The 23,784-nt window shown below is 52.3% G+C and carries 23 protein-coding genes; 18 read left to right on the forward strand and 5 right to left on the reverse strand.

Annotated features, from left to right (window positions below; genetic code table 11):
• Positions 1 to 11: 11 nt before the first annotated feature.
• Positions 12 to 920: a TIGR01777 family oxidoreductase gene (locus KNP84_RS12370; protein WP_021067761.1), complete on the reverse strand. Its 909-nt coding sequence runs from the start codon at positions 918 to 920 to the stop codon at positions 12 to 14.
• Positions 921 to 1,072: 152 nt separating this feature from the next.
• Between KNP84_RS12370 and recX the strand changes: the two genes are divergently transcribed.
• The 12 genes from recX to KNP84_RS12430 all read left to right on the forward strand — a co-directional run bounded on the left by recX (position 1,073) and on the right by KNP84_RS12430 (position 14,013).
• Positions 1,073 to 1,885, forward strand: a complete 813-nt coding sequence (recX, locus tag KNP84_RS12375; RefSeq protein WP_021067760.1) for a recombination regulator RecX — start codon at positions 1,073 to 1,075, stop codon at positions 1,883 to 1,885.
• A gap of 49 nt (positions 1,886 to 1,934) precedes the next feature.
• Positions 1,935 to 3,572: an L-lactate permease gene (locus KNP84_RS12380; protein ID WP_082665790.1), complete on the forward strand. Its 1,638-nt coding sequence runs from the start codon at positions 1,935 to 1,937 to the stop codon at positions 3,570 to 3,572.
• Positions 3,573 to 3,886: 314 nt separating this feature from the next.
• Complete coding sequence (locus KNP84_RS12385) at positions 3,887 to 5,611, forward strand: ABC transporter ATP-binding protein (RefSeq protein ID WP_215114872.1); 1,725 nt, start codon at positions 3,887 to 3,889, stop codon at positions 5,609 to 5,611.
• Positions 5,612 to 5,633: 22 nt separating this feature from the next.
• Positions 5,634 to 7,679, forward strand: coding sequence for an ABC transporter ATP-binding protein (locus KNP84_RS12390; protein ID WP_215114873.1), 2,046 nt, complete (start codon positions 5,634 to 5,636; stop codon positions 7,677 to 7,679).
• Positions 7,680 to 7,688: 9 nt separating this feature from the next.
• A complete protein-coding gene (locus KNP84_RS12395; RefSeq protein ID WP_215114874.1) occupies positions 7,689 to 8,867 on the forward strand; it encodes an RtcB family protein in 1,179 nt (392 codons plus the stop codon).
• Between the two features lie 68 nt (positions 8,868 to 8,935).
• The gene (locus KNP84_RS12400; RefSeq protein WP_021067755.1) at positions 8,936 to 9,250 is read left to right on the forward strand and encodes a YfhH family protein; all 315 of its coding nucleotides are present in this window, start codon (positions 8,936 to 8,938) and stop codon (positions 9,248 to 9,250) included.
• Positions 9,247 to 9,516: a YfhJ family protein gene (locus tag KNP84_RS12405; protein ID WP_021067754.1), complete on the forward strand. Its 270-nt coding sequence runs from the start codon at positions 9,247 to 9,249 to the stop codon at positions 9,514 to 9,516. The genes KNP84_RS12400 and KNP84_RS12405 overlap by 4 nt, the downstream gene beginning before the upstream one ends.
• Positions 9,517 to 9,681: 165 nt before the next feature.
• Entirely contained in the window at positions 9,682 to 10,221 is a 540-nt protein-coding gene (locus KNP84_RS12410) for a helix-turn-helix domain-containing protein (RefSeq protein ID WP_021067753.1), read from the forward strand.
• 13 nt (positions 10,222 to 10,234) lie between these two features.
• A complete protein-coding gene (locus KNP84_RS12415) occupies positions 10,235 to 11,341 on the forward strand; it encodes an ABC transporter ATP-binding protein (protein ID WP_029596016.1) in 1,107 nt (368 codons plus the stop codon).
• Entirely contained in the window at positions 11,328 to 12,149 is an 822-nt protein-coding gene (locus KNP84_RS12420) for an ABC transporter permease (protein ID WP_034780994.1), read from the forward strand. The genes KNP84_RS12415 and KNP84_RS12420 overlap by 14 nt, the downstream gene beginning before the upstream one ends.
• Positions 12,146 to 12,946, forward strand: coding sequence for an ABC transporter permease (locus tag KNP84_RS12425; RefSeq protein WP_021067750.1), 801 nt, complete (start codon positions 12,146 to 12,148; stop codon positions 12,944 to 12,946). The genes KNP84_RS12420 and KNP84_RS12425 overlap by 4 nt, the downstream gene beginning before the upstream one ends.
• The gene (locus KNP84_RS12430) at positions 12,943 to 14,013 is read left to right on the forward strand and encodes an ABC transporter substrate-binding protein (protein ID WP_021067749.1); all 1,071 of its coding nucleotides are present in this window, start codon (positions 12,943 to 12,945) and stop codon (positions 14,011 to 14,013) included. The genes KNP84_RS12425 and KNP84_RS12430 overlap by 4 nt, the downstream gene beginning before the upstream one ends.
• Before the next feature lie 49 nt (positions 14,014 to 14,062).
• Here the strand turns inward: KNP84_RS12430 and KNP84_RS12435 are convergent, their stop codons facing one another.
• From KNP84_RS12435 to exaC, 3 genes are all read right to left on the reverse strand, one after another.
• Entirely contained in the window at positions 14,063 to 14,782 is a 720-nt protein-coding gene (locus tag KNP84_RS12435; protein WP_215114875.1) for a nuclease-related domain-containing protein, read from the reverse strand.
• A gap of 148 nt (positions 14,783 to 14,930) precedes the next feature.
• Entirely contained in the window at positions 14,931 to 15,290 is a 360-nt protein-coding gene (locus KNP84_RS12440; protein WP_131438319.1) for a DUF779 domain-containing protein, read from the reverse strand.
• Position 15,291: 1 nt separating this feature from the next.
• On the reverse strand, positions 15,292 to 16,812 hold the full coding sequence (exaC, locus tag KNP84_RS12445) for an acetaldehyde dehydrogenase ExaC (protein WP_021067746.1): 1,521 nt from the start codon (positions 16,810 to 16,812) through the stop codon (positions 15,292 to 15,294).
• Between the two features lie 222 nt (positions 16,813 to 17,034).
• Between exaC and KNP84_RS12450 the strand changes: the two genes are divergently transcribed.
• Positions 17,035 to 17,568, forward strand: a complete 534-nt coding sequence (locus tag KNP84_RS12450; RefSeq protein WP_214719902.1) for a YceI family protein — start codon at positions 17,035 to 17,037, stop codon at positions 17,566 to 17,568.
• A 32-nt stretch (positions 17,569 to 17,600) separates the two neighbouring features.
• Here the strand turns inward: KNP84_RS12450 and KNP84_RS12455 are convergent, their stop codons facing one another.
• The gene (locus KNP84_RS12455) at positions 17,601 to 18,554 is read right to left on the reverse strand and encodes a metal-dependent hydrolase (protein WP_251131241.1); all 954 of its coding nucleotides are present in this window, start codon (positions 18,552 to 18,554) and stop codon (positions 17,601 to 17,603) included.
• Positions 18,555 to 18,665: 111 nt separating this feature from the next.
• On the opposite strand from KNP84_RS12455, the gene mutY reads away from it, so the two are divergent.
• The 5 genes from mutY to KNP84_RS12480 all read left to right on the forward strand — a co-directional run bounded on the left by mutY (position 18,666) and on the right by KNP84_RS12480 (position 23,771).
• Positions 18,666 to 19,700 carry an A/G-specific adenine glycosylase gene (gene mutY, locus KNP84_RS12460; RefSeq protein WP_215114877.1) on the forward strand — a complete coding sequence of 345 codons (1,035 nt, stop codon included), beginning with the start codon at positions 18,666 to 18,668 and terminating at the stop codon, positions 19,698 to 19,700.
• A gap of 25 nt (positions 19,701 to 19,725) precedes the next feature.
• Entirely contained in the window at positions 19,726 to 20,112 is a 387-nt protein-coding gene (locus KNP84_RS12465) for a hypothetical protein (RefSeq protein ID WP_353049111.1), read from the forward strand.
• An 89-nt stretch (positions 20,113 to 20,201) separates the two neighbouring features.
• Entirely contained in the window at positions 20,202 to 20,744 is a 543-nt protein-coding gene (gene ntdP / locus KNP84_RS12470) for a nucleoside tri-diphosphate phosphatase (RefSeq protein WP_021067741.1), read from the forward strand.
• Between the two features lie 36 nt (positions 20,745 to 20,780).
• A complete protein-coding gene (locus KNP84_RS12475) occupies positions 20,781 to 22,529 on the forward strand; it encodes an ABC transporter ATP-binding protein (protein WP_214837350.1) in 1,749 nt (582 codons plus the stop codon).
• A 93-nt stretch (positions 22,530 to 22,622) separates the two neighbouring features.
• Positions 22,623 to 23,771: a DUF3238 domain-containing protein gene (locus KNP84_RS12480; RefSeq protein ID WP_021067739.1), complete on the forward strand. Its 1,149-nt coding sequence runs from the start codon at positions 22,623 to 22,625 to the stop codon at positions 23,769 to 23,771.
• Positions 23,772 to 23,784: the final 13 nt, after the last annotated feature.

Here is a 23,784-nt window from a genome sequence, read left to right on the forward strand (position 1 = left end):
GCTGGCTCCTTTCAAGTCAAATGAAGTAGTTGTTTCAGGGCGGGTTCTAACGTTTCATAACGGAACCGGAAACCGTGGTTGAGGGCTTTCGTCGGAACGACTTTCGCTCCTTCGAGGACGATGACGCTCTTCTCTCCGAGTGCGAGCTTGAGGAGCGGCGCCGGGGCGGGTGCCCAGTGGGGACGATGCATCACCCGGCCTAGCGTCTTCCCGAATTCGTCCATCGTGACAGGCGTCGGTGCCGTGCCATTGACGGGTCCCTCGATCGTACTCGTCTCGAGGATATGGACGAACAGACGGACGAGGTCGTCTAAATGAATCCACGGCACCCATTGCTTGCCGGAGCCGAGTCGTCCACCGATACCAAGCGTGTACGGCAACTTCATGAGCGGGAAGGCGCCGCCGTCATTCGATAAGACGACACCGGTCCGCATCGTGACGAGACGGATGCCCATGTCTTGAACGGGTTGCGCCTCTTTCTCCCACAACACGCAGACGTTGCCTAAAAAGTTGGTTCGGTCGGGGAGCGGTGTCGCTTCCGAATACGTGATGGATCGATCTTCACCGTATATCCCGATGGCGGACCCGCTGATGACGACGCTCGGCTTGCGTTTCATATTTTTAATGATGCGGACGACTTCTTTCGTCCCATCGATCCGACTTTGAAGAATGGCTTGCTTTTGTTTGTGCGTCCAACGTCCGTCGTTGATCGAGGCTCCTGCCAAATGGACGATGGCATCGACGTCTTGAAGCTCGGATTCAGGATGACTATCGGGCGTCATCCATTCGACGAACGAGATCCCTCCTTGCCGCGGACGTGGGTGGCGCGTCAATACGACGACTTGATGTCCGGCTTCGGCGAGCGCGCGTACGAGCGGTCGGCCAATCAATCCGGTACCACCAGTGATTGCTATTTTCATGGGTCTCCCTCCAATATCCTTTAAGCGATTTCAAAACGGGTATGAGGACTATAGGAATGTCTTGTACAGATAATACCCCTTCTTCTAACTTATCAAAAATCCTGCCCGAACGGGGAACGTGATATGTTAGAAGTAGGAAATGGAGGGATTTTGTGAAAATCGCCAAGTTTACGACCCAGAAGAAAAATCAAGATCGATTGAACGTCTTTGTCGAAAAAGACGGACGTGAGGAATTCGCGTTTGCCATCGACCTCGACGTCTTCATCAAATACGAATTGACGAAAGGGATGGAACTCGAGGACGATTTCGTCCGGGACGTCCTTCAAGCGGAAGAAGAACAGAAAGCGTACAAAGCGGCCGTCAACTATTTATCGTATCGAATGCGTGCCGTCTCAGAGGTGCGTGACTACCTCGTGAAGAAAGAGATAGATGAGTCAGCCATCAAACGCGTCATTGAACGCTTGATTGAACAGCGCTATTTGAACGATGCCGAGTTCGCCAAAGCTTACACCCAGACAAAGTTCAATACGAGCCCGAGCGGACCCGTGAAAATCAAACGAGAACTCGCTCAGCTTCAAATCGCTCCGGATCTTATCGAAGACGTCATCGCCGCCATCTCGCACGAAGACCAGCTTGAAAAGGCCGGAAAGTTCGTAAATCGGAAACAAATGGAAACAAATCGCCGTTCCGCCACAGAAGTGCAACAAAGAATTCAACAAACCCTGATGCAAAGGGGATTTTCGTTTGATATCATTTCAGAGGCGATTCTCACGTTTTGGGAGAACGAGGATGAGGACGTTGAACTTTCAGCTTGTCTGACACAGGCTGAAAAACTGAATCGAAAGTTTAGCGGGTACGCTCCATATGAGCGGAAACAACGGATGAAGATGCAGCTTCGTCGCAAAGGTTTTCCGTATGAGGTGATCGAGAGGGCGTTAGAGAGGCTCGCTGAACAAGAGTCATAATGGGAGATGTTTTTACGGTAGGGGAAAAATCTGAAAAGGTGGGTCTACATTGACGATTTTTGAATGGATTACAGCACTGATGCCGATTGTGGCAGTGCTCATCTTATTGGTCATTATGCGTTTACCGGCGTCGGTTGCGATGCCACTATCTCTCGTCTTGACGGCTGGACTTGCGTTCTTCGTCTGGCAGCTCGACGCGACGCGAATCATGGCGGCGACGCTACAAGGACTTGTCATCGCCGTCACGACAGTCTGGATTGTCTACGGTGCGATTGGAATGATGAATACGATGAAAGAGGGCGGCGGCATGAACGCCATCCGTTCCGGCTTCATCAACATTACGCCCGATCCCCGGATTCAAGTGCTCATCGTCGGTTGGTTGTTCGTCTCATTCATCGAAGGCGCATCTGGTTTCGGTACACCGGCCACGGTTGCGGCACCACTGTTAATCGCACTCGGCTTCCCGCCAATCGCTGCCGTAGTCATCGCCTTGTCGGCAGACGTATCGGCCGTCACGTTCGGCGCGGTCGGGACACCGGCCTTAATCGGGATTGGGAACGGGCTGTCACTTGACGTCAACCAACCCGAGACGATTGAGTTTTTGACAACCGTCGTCTTGCAGACGGTACTCATCGATATGTTCGTTGGTCTTTTTATCCCATTCATTTTAATCTTGATGCTGACGCGATTCTTCAGTAAAGAAAAATCGATTAAGCCGGCGCTCGAAGTATTCCCGATCGCGATCGTCGCGGCGCTCGTCTATAGCATCCCGGCCTATATCTGGACGCTCATCCTCGGATTCGAGTTCGGGGGTATGCTTGGTGCACTGACGGGTCTCATCATTCTCGTCACGATGGCACGCAAAGGCATCCTCATGCCGAAACGGTTATGGACGTTCGACGGTTATGCCGATGAAATCGATCAACCGCTCGAGAAGCCGTCCGTCGGCAAAGGCAAACGCGAGCTTCCGCAATGGAAAGCGTGGGCCCCTTACTTGATTTTAACGATTTTCCTCGTGTTGACGCGGACCGTGCCGTTCTTGAACGAACTGACGCGTAGCGTCCGCATCGATTTGCCGAACATTTTGAGTATCGAAGGCATCTCGACATCGTGGGAACCGTTCTATTCACCAGGCTTCATGTTCATCTTGACGATGATTGCGACGTTCTTCCTCCATAACATGAGTTGGTCGCAAGTGACCTCGGTGTTTAAAGCGACGACGCTCGGTGTCGTCGGGACGGCGATCACGCTCGCTGCTTCAGTACCGATGGTTCGGATTTTCATTCATTCGGAAAACGGTGGGGCAGGTCTCGCTTCGATGCCGGTCGAACTCGCAACGGCTGCGGCCGACACGTTCGGTGGCGTCTGGCCGCTCGTCGCACCGTGGATTGGTGCGCTCGGGGCGTTCGTTTCCGGGTCGGCTACGTTCTCGAACATGATGTTCTCGAGTTTAACGACGAATGTCGCCGAGTCGGTTGGAGTCAACGAGACACTTGCCTTGTCGATGCAGATGGCGGGGGCGAACGCCGGTAACATGATTTGCGTCTTGAACGTCGTCGCAGTCGCCTCAGTGGCAGGGCTCCTCGGAAAAGAAGGAACGATTATCCGCTATACGCTCATGCCAATGATTTATTACGTGACAGCGACCGGTCTTGTCGGTTTGATGCTCGCTGCATTCTTCTTGTAAAAAGTTACAAATTATTTACGACAATAATATTGACAATTTTCTGAACAGTCTGCTAAGGTTTTAGTAGATTTTCAAACTATGAACAGAGAGGAGCCAGCATGATGAAGTACATCCCAACACTACAACGCACACACACAACATCATATGGCTACTCGTATTTGACTGCGTAATTTGGCAGCTGGATAGGGGTAGTGTCCTTTCCCTGACCATGCAAAAGACTGAAGACTCAGAAGCGTACTTCATCCGATTGGTTGCACAATCAGGTGACGTGCGCTTTTTTGCGTGCGCGGAAAGGACGAAAGGGGGAATCAGTCATGAAACTGATTAAACAATTAGATTGGTTTATTAAAAGACAGAAGCGGACGTACATCGTCGCCATCATCTTGTTGATTATCACCGGGGTCGTCGATATGCTCCCGCCGTGGATCATCGGACAGGCGATTGATGCGATTCGCGAAGGCAGCCTGACGACAGAACGGCTTGTTATGATTGTCGGGTCATTGCTCGGCATCATGGTATTATCGTATGTCCTTTCGTATGTATGGATTGCCCGCCTCTTCGGGACGGCGTTCCTGCTCGAGAAAAAATTGCGGGCCCGATTCTTCGGACATCTGCTCCGGCAGACACCGCGCTTTTATCAACAGCACCGCACGGGTGATTTGATGGCGCTCGCGACGAACGATTTAAAAGCGGTGGAACGGACGGCTGGATTCGGTGTCATGACACTCGTCGACTCGTTCAATATGACACTCATCGCTCTCACCATCATGGGAGTGTTCATCGATTGGAAATTGACACTCGCGGCACTCCTGCCGATGCCGCTCCTTGCCTGGTCGATGAATAAGCTTGGCCGCCAAATCCATGCCCGCTTCACAGCGGCGCAGGATGCGTTTGGCGTGATGAACGACCAAGTCGTCGAATCGATTTCAGGCCTTCGGGTCGTCCGCTCGTTCGTCCAAGAAGACGCGGATACGAAAAAGTTCGATACGATCACCGACGACGTCATGGCCAAAAACATGCACGTCGCCAAAATCGACGTCTTGTTCGAACCGGTCATTAAACTGCTTGTCGGCTTGAGCTATTTGATCGGGTTGTCGTTCGGCACGTACCTCGTGTTCACGAATGACATCACGCTCGGACAGCTCGTCTCGTTCAATATTTATCTCGGGATGCTCATTTGGCCAATGTACGCGTTCGGGGAACTGATTAACGTCGTGCAACGGGGAACGGCTAGCCTCGAACGAATCGAAGCGACGATGAACGAGACACCGGATGTCGTTTCGACCGGCACGGTCGAAGTCGGCGTCCCGGAGAAAATCACGTTCAAATCATTGTCGTTCCAATATCCAGGATCGACCCGCGCCTCGCTCGAAGACATCGTTTTGCACGTGTCGCGTGGTGAGACGATTGGGGTCGTCGGACCGACCGGGGCCGGCAAGACGACGCTGTTGCGTCAATTGCTTCGGGAGTATCCGATTGATGACTCGTTACTCGTCAACGGTGTCCCGATTCAAAACATCAAACTCGATACGGTACGCGGTTGGAGCGGTTACGTCTCGCAAGAACATTTGCTGTTCTCGAAGACGGTCCGCGACAACATCTTGTTCGGCTCAAACGATGCGTCGGCACAAGATCTCGAGACGGCGATCCGGCTCGCGGCGTTCGATACCGATATCGAACATTTGGAAAACGGTCTCGACACGGTCGTCGGGGAGCAAGGGGTTATGCTCTCGGGCGGTCAGAAACAACGGCTCTCGATTGCCCGCGCCCTCTTGAAAGATCCAGAGATTCTTTTGCTCGATGATTCGCTTTCAGCGGTCGACGCCAAGACGGAAGCGCGCATCATCGATTCGGTCCGGACGAGCCGGGCCGAACAGACGACGTTCATCGTCGCGCACCGCCTATCCGCTGTCGCCCACGCCGACCAGATTCTTGTGTTACAAGACGGTCGCGTGACGGAACGGGGCACGCATGACCAACTGATGGAACGACGCGGTTGGTATTATGAACAATACGTTCGACAAGGAGAGTCGGAGTAATCCGGGAAAGGGGGAATCTCTCATGATCGATCAATATGAATTAGATCCAGTCCGCAGGAAGAAAACGATCCGTTCACTCGTTGGCTATGCCAAACAAGTGAGACGCTCGATTTTCCTCGGTTTGACCTTACTATTTTTAGCGGTCGGCGCCGAATTGGCCGGACCGTACATCGCCAAAATCATCATCGACGACCACATCGTCGCCATCGAGCGGGATTGGGTACAAGTCGAGTCAGGCGGGAGTGTCGCTTTTGACGGCAACGCCTATGAAAAAGAGACGAGGCTTGACGGCGAGACGGTCGTCCGTCCCGTCTCGATTGTGCAGACGACAGACGGCTATTATCTCGTCCCTGACGCCGTCATGAGTGGTGGCGTCCGTGAGGTCGAAGATGACGTGCTCACCATCACGCGAAGCGAAGAGACGGCGACGTATGACAACATCGTGCCGCTCTCGTCGACCGACGTCTTCCGTTTTTACGAGACGGATTTGCGGGCCGTGCTGTTGCTGTCTGGTCTGTACGTCGTCTTGCTTCTTATCGCGGCAGGGTTGAACTGGGGGCAACAGATGCTTCTCCAACGCTCGGCCCATAACATCGTCAAAACGATGCGCCTTGACGTCATGCGGCATTTGCAGACGATTCCGGTCCGTTACTTCGACCAGACACCAATCGGGAAAATCGTCAGCCGGGTCACGAACGACACCGAGACGATTCGCGACCTATATTTGGGCGTCCTCGCACGTGTTTTCCAAAGCGTCGTCATGATGATCGGAGTCTTGATCGCCATGTTCTTCTTGGACGTGCGCCTCGGTCTCGTCTCGCTCATCATCATCCCGGTCGTCATCGTTTGGATTAAATTGTTCCAACGCCTGTCGACCCGGAACAACTTTCGTGTCCGCGCCCTCGTCGCGGATATGAACGCCCAATTGAATGAGAGCATCCAAACGATGCCGATCATTCAGTCGTATGTCAAAGAAGATCTCGTCTATGACGAATTCAACGAGAAAAACAGCGACAACTTCCAAACAAGACGGAAGCTGCTCAAATTGGATGCGCTCATGTCGCACAACTTGGTCAACTTCTTCCGCAACATGGCACTTGCCTTACTCATCTGGGTCGTCGGTGCGCAGACGCTCGGCACGGGCAGCGTGCTGACGCTCGGGATTTTGTACGCCTATATCGATTACGTGTCACGAATTTTCGAGCCGGTGACGCAAATCATGAACCAGTTGTCTCCGCTCCAACAGGCGCTCGTCTCGGCAGACCGGATGTTCCAGTTGCTTGACGAGAAAGGGGAAGACGTGTCGGCGGAACGCATCGCACGCTTTAAAGGTGAGGTCGTGTTCGACGACGTGTCGTTCAGCTATGAAGCCGGGAAACCGGTACTTCAACACATCGATATCCATGCGGCACCAGGTGAGACGGTGGCGCTCGTCGGACATACCGGCAGCGGTAAGAGTTCGATCATGAACTTGCTCATGCGCTTCTATGACCCGTCAGAAGGAACGCTCAACATTGACGGTATGGACGTGACGAAACTACCGACCCAAGCCGTCCGGGCCCATCTCGGCATCGTGCTTCAAGACCCATTCTTGTTCACTGGCTCGATTCGGACGAACGTGACGCTCGGCGACGAGACGATCTCGGACGACCGCGTATGGCGCGCATTGACGGCGGTCGGAGCCGATCGTTTCGTCAAACAGTTGCCACACGGGCTTGACGAGCCGGTCATCGAACGCGGCGCCTCGCTCTCGAGCGGAGAGCGCCAGTTGATCAGCTTCGCCCGCGCCCTCGTCTTCGACCCGGCCATCCTCGTCTTAGACGAAGCGACGGCAAGCGTCGATTCAGAGACGGAAGCACTCATCCAAGACGCGCTCAAGACGCTCACGTACGGCCGGACGACGTTCGTCATCGCGCACCGTCTCTCGACGATTCGGGAAGCGGACCAAATCCTCGTCCTCGACCATGGTCACATCATCGAGCGGGGTAACCATCAGTCGCTCATCGCGGCAGGCGGCGTTTACGCCCGGATGCATGAGCTGCAAAGTAAACAACAAGCCATCAGTTGAGGAGGTCTTATGGAGATTATCGGAAAGCATAACCGGGCCAAAGTATTCAATGAACGGATTGACGATACGACGCGGGCCCAAATCCAAATGCTCGTCGACCAACCGTTCACGAAAGGCGCATCGATTCGAATCATGCCGGACATGCATGCCGGCAAAGGGTCGGTCGTCGGGACGACGATGACGATTCACGACAAGGTCGTACCGAACCTCGTCGGCGTCGACCTCGGGTGTGGCATGCTCTGCACGGAAATCAAGGTGAAGCGAATCGACTTTCAACGGCTCGACGACGTCATCCGTCAATACGTACCGAGCGGGATGAACATCCGGGATACAGCACACCCATACGCCTCTGAGCTCCCGCTCGAGGACGTGCGGGCGCCGTATAAGCTGGACCGGTCCCTCCGCTCGGTCGGCACGCTCGGCTCGGGCAATCATTTCATCGAAGTGAACCGGGACGAAGCCGGACGCACGTTTCTCGTCATCCACTCCGGCTCACGCCACCTCGGTGTCCAAATCGCTGACCATTATCAACAGTTGGCGGTCGAGCACATGATGAAGACGGTCGACATTCGAGACGAGATTGAACGGATGAAGGCAACGGGACGGCAACAGGACATCTCGGCCTATCTCGAGACGGAGCGCGAGGCACGGAAACGTTTCCGCGACCTCGCCTACGTCGAAGGGGAAACGCTGGAAGATTACATGCACGACGTGCGCATCGCACAGCAATATGCGGCCGCCAACCGTCTCGCCATGACCGACGTCATCGTCGAGGCGATGAACTGGAACGTCGTCGATCAATTCGATACGGTCCACAACTACATCGATCACGACGCGATGATGCTTCGAAAAGGGGCCATCTCGGCGCGGGACGGCGAGCGGGTCATCATTCCGATGAACATGCGCGACGGCTCGCTCATCTGCACTGGCAAGGGCAACCCCGACTGGAACTTCTCGGGACCACACGGCGCCGGTCGCGTCATGTCACGCTCGGCCGCGCGAAAACGCGTCGACTTCAACGAATTTAAAAAGTCGATGGCAGATGTCTGGTCAAGTTCGGTCCGACCATCGACGATTGACGAGTCACCGTTCGTCTATAAGTCGATGAAGGAAATCGTCCGTTATATCGAGCCGGCCGTCACCATCAATCAAATCATCAAACCGCTCTACAACTTCAAGGCGAACTGAACATCGTTTCAGTTTCGCCTTTTTCTTTTCCACGAAAAATCTGATACGCTACAAGAGAGGTGAGCGAAATGGAAAAACGATTAAGCGATTTATCAAAATATGAGCTCGAACAAGAAATTCGAGCGCTCCATGAACGGAAGCGGAAAGCCGAACAGATGGGCATGGTCAGTGAGATCGAGGTCGTCTTGCGACGGATTGCGATTGCCGAGAGTTATTTGATTGACCCGAAATCGTTCAAGCCGGGGGCGACGTATATCGTCAACTATAACGAGCGCCCGTTCCGCTTGAAGTTCGTGAACGGTGTCATGGGCTGGGGGACGTTCGAAGGGGAGACGGCTGAACATGCGATTCCGCTCTCGGAGCTGTCGGAGGTGAAAGCATGAACCGGACCGAACAATACGAGCGCTTGGCCGAAATCTTGAAACAGAAAAACGATGTCTTGAGCGAGCTCGAGGCGTTGACGTGGGTTGAAGTGCTGTGGGAGGATTTTGAGACGACGCTCGCCCGTGCCGGCGAACCGTATCCTGGGGAAGCAAAATCGTTCCAATATGTCGTGCAACAAATCGATGCGTACGGCCCGCAGCTCCACCTGTTTCAAACGAAAAATGAGAAGTTCAAACATTTGATGTCTAAGCGCGACATCCATTAAAAATCACGCCGGAAATCGGCGTGATTTTTTACTTGCAAACTGCACACAATCCGTTATAATAAAGGTCGCTATTAGTTCGCTTTGTAGTTAAGTATTTATAAACTTTCTTTAGTTGGAATCATCTTTCACTAAACTTGAATCAAAGCTGAAAGGAGGGATTGTGACTTGGAAGTCGGTCAAAAAATCAAGCGGCTCCGCGTCAAGAAAGGGCTGACGCAAGAAGAGTTGGCCGAGCGCACGGATTTGAGTAAAGGCTATATTTCTCAAATCGAGCGTGATTTGAGTTCACCTTCGCTTGAGACGCTATTCGACTTGTTGGAAGTGCTCGGATGTTCGCCGAAAGAATTTTTTGATGAAGATGTGAATCAAAAAGTGATCTATACCGAGGACGATCGGACCGTCTACGTCGACGAGGAGCGGAAATATCGGACTGAATGGCTCATCCCGGAATCGAACGAAAAAGAGATGGAACCCATTTTACTAACGTTCTCGAAGCAGGGCGAGTTCAAACGATATGAGCCGTCGCGATCGGAGACGTTTGTCTATGTCCTATCGGGGCACATCGCGCTAAAACTTGGCAATCATACGTACTTCGCCAAGACCGGAGAAACACTCTATTACGTCGCCTCCGATTCGCATCAACTCGTCAATGACTACGACGGTGAGAGTGAATGTTTAATCGTCGCGACCCATTCATATTTATAAGGGAGGAACTGAAATGAACCCAGAAACGATTATTCGCTTTGACAATGTGTCGAAGCGTTACGATGACACCGTCGTCTTAGAAAACATCAGCTTCGAGATTGAGAAAGGGAAGTTCTACACGTTGCTCGGGCCATCTGGATGTGGGAAGACGACGATTTTACGCTTAATTGCCGGCTTCACGGATGCGTCAGCAGGCGATATCCAGTTCAACGGGAAACGCATCAACGACGTCCCGGCGAACAAACGTCAAGTGAACACCGTGTTCCAAGACTATGCGCTCTTCCCGCACTTGAACGTGTTCGAGAACGTCGCGTTCGGTCTGCGCATCAAGAAGATGAAAGAAGCGGACGTGAAGACGAAAGTCGAACAGGCGCTCAAATTCGTCAACTTGAAAGGGTATGAGTCACGTGAAATCGATGAGATGTCAGGCGGGCAGCGCCAACGTGTCGCCATCGCCCGGGCCATCGTCAACGAACCGGAAGTCATCTTGCTTGATGAACCGCTCTCGGCGCTCGATTTGAAACTCCGGACCGAGATGCAATATGAGCTCCGCGAATTGCAACAGCGTCTCGGCATCACGTTCATCTTTGTCACGCATGACCAAGAAGAAGCGCTCGCGATGTCGGATGAGATTTTCGTCATGAATAACGGGAAAATTGTACAAAGCGGGACACCGACTGATATTTACGATGAGCCGATTAACCGTTTCGTCGCCGATTTCATCGGGGAGTCGAACATCGTACCGGGCGTCATGCCAGAAGATAACGTCGTCACGTTCGCCGGGAAGACATTCGATTGCGTCGACCAAGGGTTTGACCGCAACGAGAAAGTCGAGGTCATCATCCGTCCGGAAGATTTAGAGATGACATCGGTCGAATCTGCGAAACTTGTCGTCGACGTCGACTCGCAACTGTTCCGAGGCGTTCACTATGAGATTTGCTGCTATGACCAAGAAGGCAACGAATGGCTCGTTCATTCGACGAAAAAATCGGTCGTCGGTTCGAAAATCGGCCTCACGTTCGATGATGAGGCGATTCACGTCATGCGCTTAGGAGAGACGGAGGAAGAGTTCGACCGTCGTCTCGAGTCCTATGAGGAGGTCGCTCATGAATCAAACTAGTCAAACCGCGAAGACGGTCTATTTGACGACCTACTGGTTATGGATTGCGCTGTTCGTCATCGCGCCGCTCCTGCTCGTCGTCTACTACTCGTTTTTTGATATCGAAGGGAACTTGAGTTTAGAGAACTATCAGATGTTCTTCACGTCGACGTATTTGACGATGACGTTATCTTCTTTCTGGTATGCGTTCTTGATTACGTTCTTCTCGCTTTTGATCGGGTATCCGACCGCCTATTTATTGACGAAGACAAAGCATAAGCAACTTTGGCTTTTGCTCATCATTTTGCCATCATGGATTAACCTATTGCTCAAAGCCTATGCGTTCCTCGGCATTTTTGGGACGTACGGCATCACGAACCAGTTTTTAGAGGCGATCGGCATCGGGACACAACAGATTTTGTTTACGGACTTCAGTTTTGTGTTCGTGTCAGTTTACATCTTCATCCCGTTCATGATTTTGCCGATTTATAACGCCATCGAGAAGCTCCCGCCGTCGCTCGTCTATGCGTCGCGCGATCTCGGGGCCTCGAACTGGACGACGTTCCGCCGGGTCATCTTCCCGCTCACGCTCGACGGTGTGAAGTCGGGGATTCAAATCGTCTTCATCCCGGCGTTGTCGCTCTTCATGATCACTCGACTGATTGCTGGGAACCGTGTCATCACGCTCGGGACGGCGATTGAACAACAATTCCTCGTCACGCAAAACTGGGGCATGGGCTCGACGATTGCCGTGTTCTTGATTTTGGCGATGGTCCTCGTCATGGTCATCACACGTGACTGGGGCGCGAAAGGAGCGGTGCGTCGATGAAACCGAAAAAATTTAAATTAGCCAACCTTTATTTGATGGCGGTGTTCTTCATCCTCTATGCACCGATTCTCTATTTGGTCGTCTACTCGTTCAACAGTGGCGGGACGATGAGTAACTTTGAAGGCTTTACGCTCGATTGGTACAAGTCGCTCTTTACCGACACGCGCCTGCTCGTTATCGTCTTGAACACGATTGTCATCGCCTTGCTGTCGGCGACGATTTCAACCGTGCTCGGCGTCATCGGGGCGCTCGCTATCTATACGGCGCGACAACGCTTCACGAAGACGTCACTCTTATCACTCAACAACGTGTTGATCGTCAGCCCGGACGTCATCATCGGGGCGTCGTTCCTCATCTTGTTCACGATGCTCGGGATTCAGCTCGGCTTTTACTCGGTGCTATTGGCGCACATCGCCTTCTCGGTACCGATTGTCGTCATCTTGGTCTTGCCGAAGCTACAAGAGATGAGCCCGACGCTCATCGATGCGTCGCGTGACCTTGGGGCAAGTACGTGGGACGTCTTGACGAAAGTCATCTTGCCATATATCACACCGGGTATCTTTGCCGGGTTCTTCACGGCACTCACGTATTCGCTCGATGACTTTGCCGTCACGTTCTTCGTGACCGGAAACGGCTTCACGACACTTGCCGTTGAAGTCTACTCACGCGCCCGTCAAGGCATCTCGCTCGAGATTAACGCCTTGTCAGCCATCTTGTTCTTGTTCACACTCATTCTCGTCCTTGGGTATTATGTGCTCGCCCAACGCGGTGGTAAAGCGAAGGAGGTAAGACGATGAAAAAATTGGTCATCATGTTGACGGTACCGGTCGTCGTCAGTTTCGGCCTCTTGCTCTGGGTGTATCAAATCAATATGGCGCAAGGGTTCGGCGGCGATAACACGCTCGTCGTCTACAACTGGGGCGATTATATCGATGAAGACTTGATTGGAGAGTTCGAGGAAGAGACGGGCTTGAAAGTCATCTATCAGACGTTCGACTCGAACGAGGCGATGCTCACGAAAATCGAGCAAGGCGGTACGGCGTTCGACATCGCTGTCCCATCGGATTACGCCATCAGTAAAATGATTGAAGAAGACCTGCTCTTGCCGATTGATTATGACAAGCTCGAGAACTTCGATAACATTGACCCACGTTTCCTAGACAAGTCGTTCGACCCGGGCAACACGTACTCGGTCCCTTACTTCTGGGGGACGGTCGGCATCGTGTATAACCCTGAACTCGTCGACGGTGAGATTACGTCGTGGAACGACCTATGGGACATGCCGCTCGAGAATGACATCTTGCTTGCAGACGGGACCCGTGAAGTGATGGGCTTCGGTCTGAACTCACTCGGTTACTCGCTCAACACGACGGACAAAGATGAGTTGCTCGAAGCGGAGAAGAAGCTCGAGACGCTCTGGCCGAACATTAAAGCGATCGTCGGCGATGAAATCAAGATGCTCATGGCCAATCGCGAAGCGGCCGCGGCCGTCGTCTGGTCAGGTGACGCCTCCGAAATCATGTACGAGAACGAAGAGCTGACGTACGTCATCCCGGAAGAAGGGACGAATCTCTGGTTCGACAACCTCGTCATTCCGAACACATCGAAAAACATCGAAGGCGCGCACCAGTTCATCGACTTTATGCTTGACGCGGAAATCGCGGCCCGAAACACCGATTATGTCGGATATTCGACACCGAACGAAGCGGCACTTGAATTTTTAGATGAAGAAGTGACGTCAGACGAACGTTTTTATCCGACAAAAGAAGTGACGGATGAGCTCGAAGTGTATGAGAACTTAGGCAAACGCATGAACGCGTACTACAACGAACTATACTTGCGCTTTAAAATGCAGAGTAAATAAAAGGAGTCCCGCTCACCGTGAGCGGGACTTTTTTGGATGGGACAGCCCATCACGTCACCCGTTGCTTGGCGGCGATATGGGCTTCCTTGACGGCTTCGTCAGCAGATGCGAATTGGAGCAGGTGCTCGTAGATGGCCGTCTGTTCCGCCAACGTCAACCGGGCCTCACCTGGCAAGGCAATCTGTTGTTTCCATGTCTTCCGGTTCAACACGGGAACGTCCGCCACGTCGATGCGTTTCAAGGTCGACCGGTCGCTGAAGACGATCCAAGAGTGTAATAGACTCCGCTCCACAGCAAGCGTTTGTTCCATCGCTTTCATATGTAACTCGTTTTGTTTGATCGGATTGAAAAATCGAAACTTCTTTCGGTTCGGCATCGATTGGGTCCAATGGCGTTCTTGTTCATGTCCAAAAATCCAGCCGCTATAATTTTTCGACTCAATCACGTGGACGCCGCTCTTGTTGATGAACACCACATCGATTTCAGTCGTACGCTCTCGATTCTTTGGATGGGGCAAATATAGATTCGTCAAGATGAGGGGGTTCGGGACGCGCTCCTCGATGGCGGCGACACATAAATATTCGCCGTATAAGCCGGTGTCTTGAACGACTTTGAAATAGCTATGTCCGGTCTGGGCATAATAGCGGCTCCGTTTATAACGCTTGACCTTCCTATACAATATACCGCTCATCACCAGGAACAAAGGACCGAATAGACTGACCAATGAAATCATCATTCCGTTAAGCATGCTCGTGAGAAGCTCGGACATAGTCTGCCTCCTTTCGTGTCTCTTTTTACTATATCGAAAAGAGCTGAATTTTAGGGTGATTTTTGGGTTAAATTGGAAATGTAATTTTGAGAAAAGGATATCTTTTGACTAAAAAAGACCAGCCACCGAGATGACTGGTCTTCTACATTCAGCTCTGTTGCAACTCGGCCCTTTCTTCGTCCGTGAACACGCGGGAACGGCTTAAAAACCGTTTTCCTTCGACGCCCTCGACCGAGAACATACCGCCCCGGCCCTCGACGACGTCGATGATGAGCTGGGTGTGTTTCCAATAATCGTATTGCTTCTCGTGCATATAAAATGGACAACCGCCGATTTCTCCGAGCAGGACGTCATGATCGCCAATCATGAACTCGTCTTGCGGGAAACACATCGGGGAGCTCCCGTCACAACAACCGCCCGACTGGTGAAACAAGAGCGGTCCATGTTTTCGTTTCAGCTGTTCGAGGAGCGCGAGCGTGGCGGGGGTGGCCTCGACGCGGTTCACCATCTCAGAAGAACCCGAGTTTTTGTTCGCTATAGCTGACGAGCATGTTTTTTGTCCGTTGATAATGGTTGAGCATCATCTTATGGTTCTCGCGGCCAATCCCAGACATTTTGTATCCACCGAACGCGGCATGGGCCGGATATTGGTGATAGCAGTTAATCCAGACGCGACCCGCTTGAATCTCGCGACCGAAGCGGTAGGCGCGGTTCATGTCACGCGTCCAGACGCCGGCACCGAGTCCGTATAACGTGTCGTTCGCGATGGCGAGCGCCTCGGCGTCGTCTTTGAACGTCGTCACCGATAGGACCGGTCCGAAGATCTCTTCTTGGAAGATGCGCATCTTGTTATGGCCTTTGAAGATGGTCGGCTGCACATAATAGCCGTCGGCGAGTTCGCCGTCCATCATGTTGCGTTCGCCGCCGATGAGGCACTCTGCGCCTTCCGACTTTCCGATCTCCAAATACGACAAGATTTTTTCCATCTGCTCATTCGAGGCTTGGGCACCCATCATGACGTCAGGGTCGAGCGGATTGCCGAGCTTGATTGCTTTGACTCGTTCGAGCACCCGTTCCATGAACGGCTCATAAATCGACTCGTGGATAAGCGCGCGCGAAGGGCATGTACACACCTCACCTTGATTCAAGGCGAACATGACGAGTCCTTCAATCGACTTGTCAAAGAAATCATCATCGGCGTCCATGATGTCCGCGAAGAAGATGTTCGGTGACTTCCCGCCGAGTTCGAGTGTGACCGGGATGATGTTTTGTGAGGCGTATTGCATGATGAGTCGACCTGTCGTCGTCTCACCCGTGAAGGCGACTTTGTCGACGCGGTCGCTCGACGCGAGCGGTTTGCCGGCCTCGAGCCCGAATCCGTTGACGATATTCAACACGCCGGGCGGGAGCAGGTCTTCAATCAGTTCCATGAGCACCATGATTGAAGCCGGCGTCTGCTCAGCTGGTTTTAACACGATACAGTTTCCGGCAGCGAGGGCCGGTGCGACTTTCCAGACCGCCATCAAGATTGGGAAGTTCCATGGGATGATTTGGGCTACGACACCGAGCGGTTCATTGAAATGATAAGCGACCGTGTCGTTGTCGAGTTCACTGATGCCGCCTTCCTGTGACCGGATGACGCCCGCGAAATAGCGGAAGTGATCGATGGCGAGCGGGAGGTCGGCGTTGAGCGTTTCGCGGACGGCTTTCCCGTTCTCCCATGTCTCGGCGTAAGCGAGCATCTCGAGGTTCGCTTCCATACGATCGGCAATCTTATTTAAAATGACGGAGCGTTCTGTGACCGACGTTTTGCCCCATGCGTCTTTGGCGGCATGGGCCGAATCCAAGGCGAGCTCGATATCTTCTTTCGTTGAGCGAGCGACTTCGCATAAAACTTTACCATTTACCGGAGAGGTGTTCTCAAAATATTCTCCCCCCGCAGGCGCTGTCCACTTTCCGTTGATGTAATTCTCATAGCGGTCTTTAAAGTGTACTTTCGTGCCTGTCGAGTTTGGGACTTCATAAATCATGGTCGTTCCTCCCTTTTCCGTAAAGTATAGGAGAGACTATGTATGCGCTTACATTTTATTGTAAGTCAACAGCTCCCTTTTTCCATCGTAACGGGTCGTTGTGATAAAAGTCAAAATTTTTTGACAATAATTTGTCACATTTGAATTGATATGTTTTGAAGTCAAGATTTGTGGTAAACATCATATTAGTATCAATTTCAAATCGAAGGAGTGGACGGATTCATGGCAAAAGCATATCAAGTCGATCCAGCACACAGTACCATCAACTTTACGGTCAAGCATATGATGATTTCGAAAGTAAAAGGAGAGTTCAAAGATTTTCAGGTCGTGGCGAACGGGCAACCCGATGATCTCGCGAACGCAAGCGTGAAGGTGACGATTAAGGCGGCATCAATCGATACGAACAACAGTGACCGTGACAACCATTTACGGTCTGGAGACTTCTTCGATGTGGAGCAGCACGAGGACATCGTGTTCGAGTCGACATCGTTCCGCTCAAAAGGTGGCGGTGAATTCGAATTGACCGGGAATTTAACGATTCGCGGGACGACCCGGGAAGAGACGTTCGAAGTCGAGTACGAGGGAAGCGCGAAAGATCCGTGGGGCAACATGAAACACGCCTTTACCGGGGACGGGTCGATCAACCGGGAAGATTACGGATTGACGTGGAACCAGGCGCTCGAAGCGGGTGGCGTTCTCGTCGATAAAAAAGTCAAATTTGACTTTGAGCTCCAGTTCACGGAGTCAGAGGCATAAAAAAAGTCGCTCCTGTGAGCGACTTTTTACTGTTAGTAGGCCAATTTCTTTTGCAAGCTCTCTTCACTGAACACCCAGCCAGTGAATGAAGACAACACTTCATTCGATTCTTCGTCGACGATGACGACGGCGACGAACGGATAGATATCTTTCGCGAAATAACGTAAGTTCGTGAAGCGATACTCGATCATCCCATTGTGGCGTGTGACCGTATACGTGTGAATCTTCGAGAATTCGAGGAACGATTGAAGATCCGCATTTTTACGCGCTTCCACGAAGTGAAGGTCATCTTCACCTGGCATCGGCTTGTCACGGAAACGACCGCATTCGATGACCGTCCCTTTTTTCACTTTGACGGCACCTAAACCGTTGCGGAATCGAACGGCGACATGCCAGTCATCCCAACCGATACCTGGCGAGATGAACAGTTCGTGTGCACCAGCGAAGTGACGGGCGACCGTGGCGAGGGCGCGGTTACGCAACTTGAATTGAATCGCGTAATAGCTGATGACGAGCGCAATGAGCAATGCAAAAATCGGGACAGTCGCCCCTGTGATAAGCCATAATACATATGCCCCATAGTAGGCAGAGAACAAATACGGATCAAACGTCCCGATGACGCCCCAGCCAATCCATTTTTTCGAAAACGGTTGGAGGGCCTGCGTCCCGTAGGCGTTAAATAAGTCGACCGTGACGTGCAGCAACACAGCGATTTGTGCCATGACCCATAGTGAGGCGGGGTTGACGCCAAGCGCGAGTCCGATGACGGCGCTGACGATGATCGGCCAGGCGAGTAATGCGGTTATTCCGTGTGAACGACCGCGGTGCTGGCGTAAATACGTGCTATTTCCTTTTAGTTTGAAGACCGTGTCAAAGTCCGGAGCGTGCGAGCCGACGAGCGCCGTCGCTGTCATGGCTAGAAACATTTGTGCGTCGCCTGACACCTCCGGGCTGAGTGTCGCGATTGCACTTAAACCTAGTCCCATCCCAATGTGAGTAGCAGTATCCAATGTGCTTCAGCACCTCCATAAAAGTAGAAAAACCGCATATTTTAATCCACTACATCATACAATATTTTTAAAACGAGGGGAAACAAAATGCTCGATGTTGATAAATTGTTCACAAATTATAATATTCAAGAATTTAACACAAATTTAGTGACGTGGTTCAATCGCGAAAAGCGTGATTTGCCATGGCGTCACGGAAAAAATCCATATCGGGTCTGGGTGAGCGAAGTCATGCTCCAACAGACGCGCGTCGATACCGTTATCCCATACTATAACCGTTTCATGGAGCGGTTCCCGACGATTGAGGCATTGGCAGCGGCCGAACCCGATGAGGTCGTCAAACATTGGGAAGGACTCGGTTATTACTCACGGGTTCGAAACCTTCATCAAGCCGTCCGAGAAGTCGTTGCCGTGTACGACGGGATTGTCCCCGAGGAAAAAGAACGGTTCGAAAAACTGAAAGGTGTCGGACCGTATACGACTGGGGCGGTGTTATCGATTGCCTACAATCAGCCGGAACCGGCCGTCGATGGCAACGTCATGCGCGTCATGTCCCGTCAATTCGGGATTTATGACGACATCGCCGTCCCGAAAACGCGAAAACTGTTCGAGCAAGTCGTGCGCCGACTCATGGACCCGGCGCATGCCTCAGACTTTAACGAAGGCATCATGGAGCTCGGGGCGACGGTATGTACGCCGAAAAACCCGATGTGTTCGCTCTGTCCCGTTCAAGACGATTGTTATGCTTATACCCATAACGTTCAAGATGAACTCCCGGTCAAGACGAAAAAAGGGGCGGCTCGGATTGAGATGTATGATGCGCTCTACTGTCGCCAGGACGGCCGGACCGCATACGTGAAGCGCCCGGATGCCGGTCTTCTCGCTGGAATGTGGCAATATCCGCTTACAGACCGCGGAACGGGGGAACAGTTAAACGGAACCTATATTGGACAAGTGAAACATGTGTTTTCCCATATCGTCTGGTACATCGACCTATACGAGGTCGAGACGCTACCGGACGGCGAGTGGGCTTGGCTCGACGAAGAGGCACGCGACGTGGTGACGGTATCGGTCGCCCAACAAAAATTAGAGCAGATGGCAGGTGCGAAAGATGAGACAGTTTGACGTACGAACACCATTCGACACGTCTGTGGACACATTATGGACGTTGCTTCAAGACGCTTCGCTCTTATCAAAACTGACGTCCTTCCCGAAAGTGACGCTCGTTGGAGATGGGGCTTCGGTCGAGGGGAACGTCGTTCAGCTCCGTATCGGGGTTGGGCCGGTCTCTTTGCGTTGGAATAGCGCCATCACATTGGCTGGAGACCGTGCCTTTTGTGATCAAGGCGTGAAGTTGCCGTTTCCGTTCCGTCGTTTCAGTCACGTCCACCGCGTCGAACAAGTGGACGGGCAAGCCGTTATGGTCGATGAGGTCACGTTCGACAGTTACGTGCCGACTGTCCTCGTCGAGTACTTCGTGCTCCGGCCGATGTTCAAAGCGCGAGCCGAGGCATTCCAAAAAACACTAAATTCGTGAAAATAAGAGATTTCCTTTTTCATTGGTTCTGAAAGTCGCTATAATTAAATATGAGAATTGTATAGCATCATAGCGGAAAGGAGGAGCTTATGAGCTTATTTCCCAAAGCAGGTAGCAAGATCGAGATACAGAGCTACAAGCACAACGGAACTTTGCATCGCGTTTGGGAAGAAACGCTCGTCCTTCAGTCGTCGAAAACGGATATGATCGGATTCAATGACCGCATCATGGTCAGTGAGTCAGACGGCCGGCAATGGAGAACACGTGAGCCGGCAATTTGCTACTTTTCATCTGAGTTTTGGTTCAATGTCATCTGCATGATTCGCGAAGATGGGATTTACTACTACTGTAATCTAGGTTCGCCGACAACGTTCGATGGGGCAGAACGTGCCATCAAGTACATCGATTACGATTTGGACATCAAGGTGTTCCCGGATATGTCGTACACGATTTTAGATGAGGATGAATATGAGCGGCATCGTCGCGAGATGAATTATCCGAAAGCGATTGATCGAATCTTGAAACAGAACGTTCAAGAACTTATTAACTGGATTCGAGGACGGAAAGGGCCGTTCAACCCAACATTCGTCGATGAATGGTATCGCGAATACGAAGCACGTTACCGGAGATGATCGCTCATCTCCGCTTTTTTCTTGAAGGAGGAACTAATGGGTAGTATTAAACGTTATTTACAGTTCGTTAAACCGTATAAGAAACAAATCGCGCTGACCATTTTCGTCGGGATTTTGAAATTTTCCATCCCGCTCGGGTTGCCGCTCCTTTATAGATATGTCATCGATAACTATTTGACAGACCCGGAACCGGCTAGAGATTATACCGAGCTCGTCTGGCTGTTCAGCATCGTCTTCTTCGTCTTCCTCGTCTTGAAGCCGCCAATTGAATACTTGCGCCAATATTTGGCGCAATGGGCAGCGACGCGGATTTTGTTCGACGTCCGGAACCGATTGTTCGACCACGTCCAAAAACTATCGCTCCGCTATTATTCGAACAATAAGACGGGACAGATTATCTCGCGCATCATTAACGATGTCGAACAGACGAAAGACTTCGTCATCACCGGTTTGATGAACATTTGGCTCGATATGGTCACGATTTTAATCGCGATCGCCATCATGTACACGATCGACCCGCAATTGACGCTCATCGCCATCTTGCCGCTCCCGTTCTACGCCATCGCCGTCCGTTACTTCTACGGACGACTGCGCCGGCTCACGCGGGAACGCTCGGCCGCCCTTGCGGACCTTCAAGGTCATTTGACCGAACGCGTCAACGGGATGGCCGTCATCCGCAGCTTCGCCCTCGAACCGTATGAGAACAAGGCGTTCGAAGAACAGAACGGTGGCTTCTTGAAGGCTGCGCTCCGTCATACAGGGTGGAACGCGAAGACGTACGTCGTCGTCTCGACGATCACGGACATCGCCCCGATTTTAATCTTCACATCGGCTTCTTGGCTCGTCCTGCAAGAACAAGTTTCACTCGGGACACTCGTCGCCTTCATCGCGTATATCGATCGTCTCTACGCACCGCTCGGTCGTCTCGTCAACTCGGCGACGACGCTCACGCAGTCGGTCGCTTCGATGGACCGGGTCTTCGAGTTCCTCGATGAGCCGTATGACATCGAAGAAAAATCGAGTGCGTTCGTTCCCGTGAAAACGGCAGGCGACATCGAACTCGAGCAGGTCAGCTTTGCGTACGAGAAAGACGGTACCCGCGCCCTCCGTGACGTCAACCTGCATATTCGCTCTGGAGAGCGGGTTGCGTTCGTCGGCATGTCCGGTGGCGGAAAGTCGACGCTCGTCAGCTTGATTCCACGGTTTTATGACGTCACGTCGGGTAGCATCAAAATTGATGGCACCGACGTCCGTGATTTCAAATTGCGGGCTCTGCGCGATCAAATCGGGATGGTCATGCAAGATTCGGTTCTGTTCAGTGAATCGGTCGCGATGAACATCCGGATGGGGAATCCGGAAGCGAGTGACGAAGATGTGATCGCCGCCGCGAAAGCAGCGAACGCACATGAGTTCATCTCGAACTTGCAGGATGGCTACAATACGCCGGTCGGGGAAAAAGGTGTCAAACTGTCAGGCGGTCAGAAACAACGGCTTGCCATCGCCCGTGTCTTCTTGAAACATCCGCCAATCATCATTCTCGATGAAGCGACGAGTGCGCTGGACCTTGAGAGTGAGGCGATGATTCAGGATTCGCTCGCGCGTTTGACGAAAGGGAGAACGACGCTCATCGTCGCGCACCGATTGTCGACCATCACCGATGCCGATAAGATTGTCGTCGTCGATAACGGACAAATTATGGAGACCGGGACGCATGAAGAACTGATGCGTCGCCGCGGAGCCTATTACGATTTGTATATGATTCAAGATTTGGCAGTCGTCGAATGAGACGCGGCCTCGAGGAGACTCGGGGCCTTTTTTTGTTTTCCGTGACAGTGAGACGGGAATGAAGAAACGACATGCCAAAAGGGGGAGAGTCCAATGATGAACGGGGAAGGTTTAATCACAGTAAAACCGCTTAAGGACGCGCTCGAGCTGACGTGGTCAGTGGAGGGGAAGGTCCGGCTTACGCGGAACGGGAAGTATGTGTATGAAGGGACCGACCAGCACTATGTCGACCATGAGACGGCCGTCGGAGAGCAAGTCGCCTATCGTCTCACGGATGAGCAAGGGGAAGTGGCGAAAGTGTATACGGCCGCCGTCGACCCGAGCGATGATTTGTATTGGAATCGACATCTCACATCGGCCGTCGTTGCGTCGACCGGTACCCATCTCCAATGGGATCCGATTCCTGACGTCGAGACGTATGCGATCTATCGACAAGGACGACGAATCGCCGAGGTCGTCGGGAACGCCTATTTGGACGACACACCGCTACACGAACCGACGATGTATGAAGTTCGGGCGCTCCGCCCGGTGAAGCGGGACGCGAAACCGGGGACGCGTCTCATTCACGCTGTCGGCAAAGCAATGTCACTCGCCAAAGAGTTGAAGACGGACACGCGGCGCGACAAAGAACTGTTCGTCATGTATTTTCTCGTCAGTCCGCTCCGTCCTGATTTGGAGACGGTCAATCAGATTCAGCTTCGCGTCCAGACGTTCATTCGTCCGCCGATGATTAAAAATCCGAACTTATTGTCGCCTCACCCTTATTTTGAAGGGGATGGACGACCATACAACGTTCATGCGAACGACTATCGGACGCGGACGGAAGTGAAAGTCGAAGGGATGCACGACATTCCGATCGTCTCTATCAAAAAAGATGCCGGAGTGACGCGCGGATACAACGCCCGTCATCAACTGACAGGAGAAGATGTCGCTTCGGTCGATCAAGTGTATCTTGACGATATCGATATTGACCGGGGGCGGACCGCATACCGCTTGCACCATTCGGTCGGCAATCCGCTCGTCATCGCGCCGGACATCAAGTACACGATTGTCGCACAATTGAAGGACACTGCCACGTTCAAACTGTCCGGTAGTCATACGCAATCGCCGCACCATGAAGTGTATCTTCAAGTCGGGGATGCCCCGTGGACGACGATTCACCGGGCCGATGACCTCGGTGTCAGTTTCATGGGCAATCCGATGCCGGAGTGCCATTGGACGTACTTGACGTGTATGGACTAAAAAAACCGTCGAC

The organism is Exiguobacterium sp. s70, assembly GCF_018618315.1.
GTDB classification, from domain to species: domain Bacteria; phylum Bacillota; class Bacilli; order Exiguobacteriales; family Exiguobacteriaceae; genus Exiguobacterium; species Exiguobacterium chiriqhucha.

What these genes read in the sequence shown, in the direction of transcription:
- KNP84_RS12425 (WP_021067750.1), top strand. Translation starts at nt 12,146, where the DNA reads ATGAAACCGAAAAAATTTAAATTAGCCAACCTTTATTTGATGGCGGTG.
- KNP84_RS12475 (WP_214837350.1), top strand. Translation starts at nt 20,781, where the DNA reads ATGGGTAGTATTAAACGTTATTTACAGTTCGTTAAACCGTATAAGAAA.
- exaC (WP_021067746.1), bottom strand. Translation starts at nt 16,812, where the DNA reads ATGATTTATGAAGTCCCAAACTCGACAGGCACGAAAGTACACTTTAAA.
- mutY (WP_215114877.1), top strand. Translation starts at nt 18,666, where the DNA reads ATGCTCGATGTTGATAAATTGTTCACAAATTATAATATTCAAGAATTT.
- KNP84_RS12370 (WP_021067761.1), bottom strand. Translation starts at nt 920, where the DNA reads ATGAAAATAGCAATCACTGGTGGTACCGGATTGATTGGCCGACCGCTC.
- KNP84_RS12480 (WP_021067739.1), top strand. Translation starts at nt 22,623, where the DNA reads ATGATGAACGGGGAAGGTTTAATCACAGTAAAACCGCTTAAGGACGCG.
- ntdP (WP_021067741.1), top strand. Translation starts at nt 20,202, where the DNA reads ATGAGCTTATTTCCCAAAGCAGGTAGCAAGATCGAGATACAGAGCTAC.
- KNP84_RS12450 (WP_214719902.1), top strand. Translation starts at nt 17,035, where the DNA reads ATGGCAAAAGCATATCAAGTCGATCCAGCACACAGTACCATCAACTTT.
- KNP84_RS12420 (WP_034780994.1), top strand. Translation starts at nt 11,328, where the DNA reads ATGAATCAAACTAGTCAAACCGCGAAGACGGTCTATTTGACGACCTAC.
- KNP84_RS12400 (WP_021067755.1), top strand. Translation starts at nt 8,936, where the DNA reads ATGGAAAAACGATTAAGCGATTTATCAAAATATGAGCTCGAACAAGAA.
- KNP84_RS12440 (WP_131438319.1), bottom strand. Translation starts at nt 15,290, where the DNA reads ATGGTGAACCGCGTCGAGGCCACCCCCGCCACGCTCGCGCTCCTCGAA.
- KNP84_RS12405 (WP_021067754.1), top strand. Translation starts at nt 9,247, where the DNA reads ATGAACCGGACCGAACAATACGAGCGCTTGGCCGAAATCTTGAAACAG.
- KNP84_RS12385 (WP_215114872.1), top strand. Translation starts at nt 3,887, where the DNA reads ATGAAACTGATTAAACAATTAGATTGGTTTATTAAAAGACAGAAGCGG.
- KNP84_RS12415 (WP_029596016.1), top strand. Translation starts at nt 10,235, where the DNA reads ATGAACCCAGAAACGATTATTCGCTTTGACAATGTGTCGAAGCGTTAC.
- KNP84_RS12430 (WP_021067749.1), top strand. Translation starts at nt 12,943, where the DNA reads ATGAAAAAATTGGTCATCATGTTGACGGTACCGGTCGTCGTCAGTTTC.
- KNP84_RS12390 (WP_215114873.1), top strand. Translation starts at nt 5,634, where the DNA reads ATGATCGATCAATATGAATTAGATCCAGTCCGCAGGAAGAAAACGATC.
- KNP84_RS12455 (WP_251131241.1), bottom strand. Translation starts at nt 18,554, where the DNA reads ATGGGACTAGGTTTAAGTGCAATCGCGACACTCAGCCCGGAGGTGTCA.
- KNP84_RS12395 (WP_215114874.1), top strand. Translation starts at nt 7,689, where the DNA reads ATGGAGATTATCGGAAAGCATAACCGGGCCAAAGTATTCAATGAACGG.
- KNP84_RS12435 (WP_215114875.1), bottom strand. Translation starts at nt 14,782, where the DNA reads ATGTCCGAGCTTCTCACGAGCATGCTTAACGGAATGATGATTTCATTG.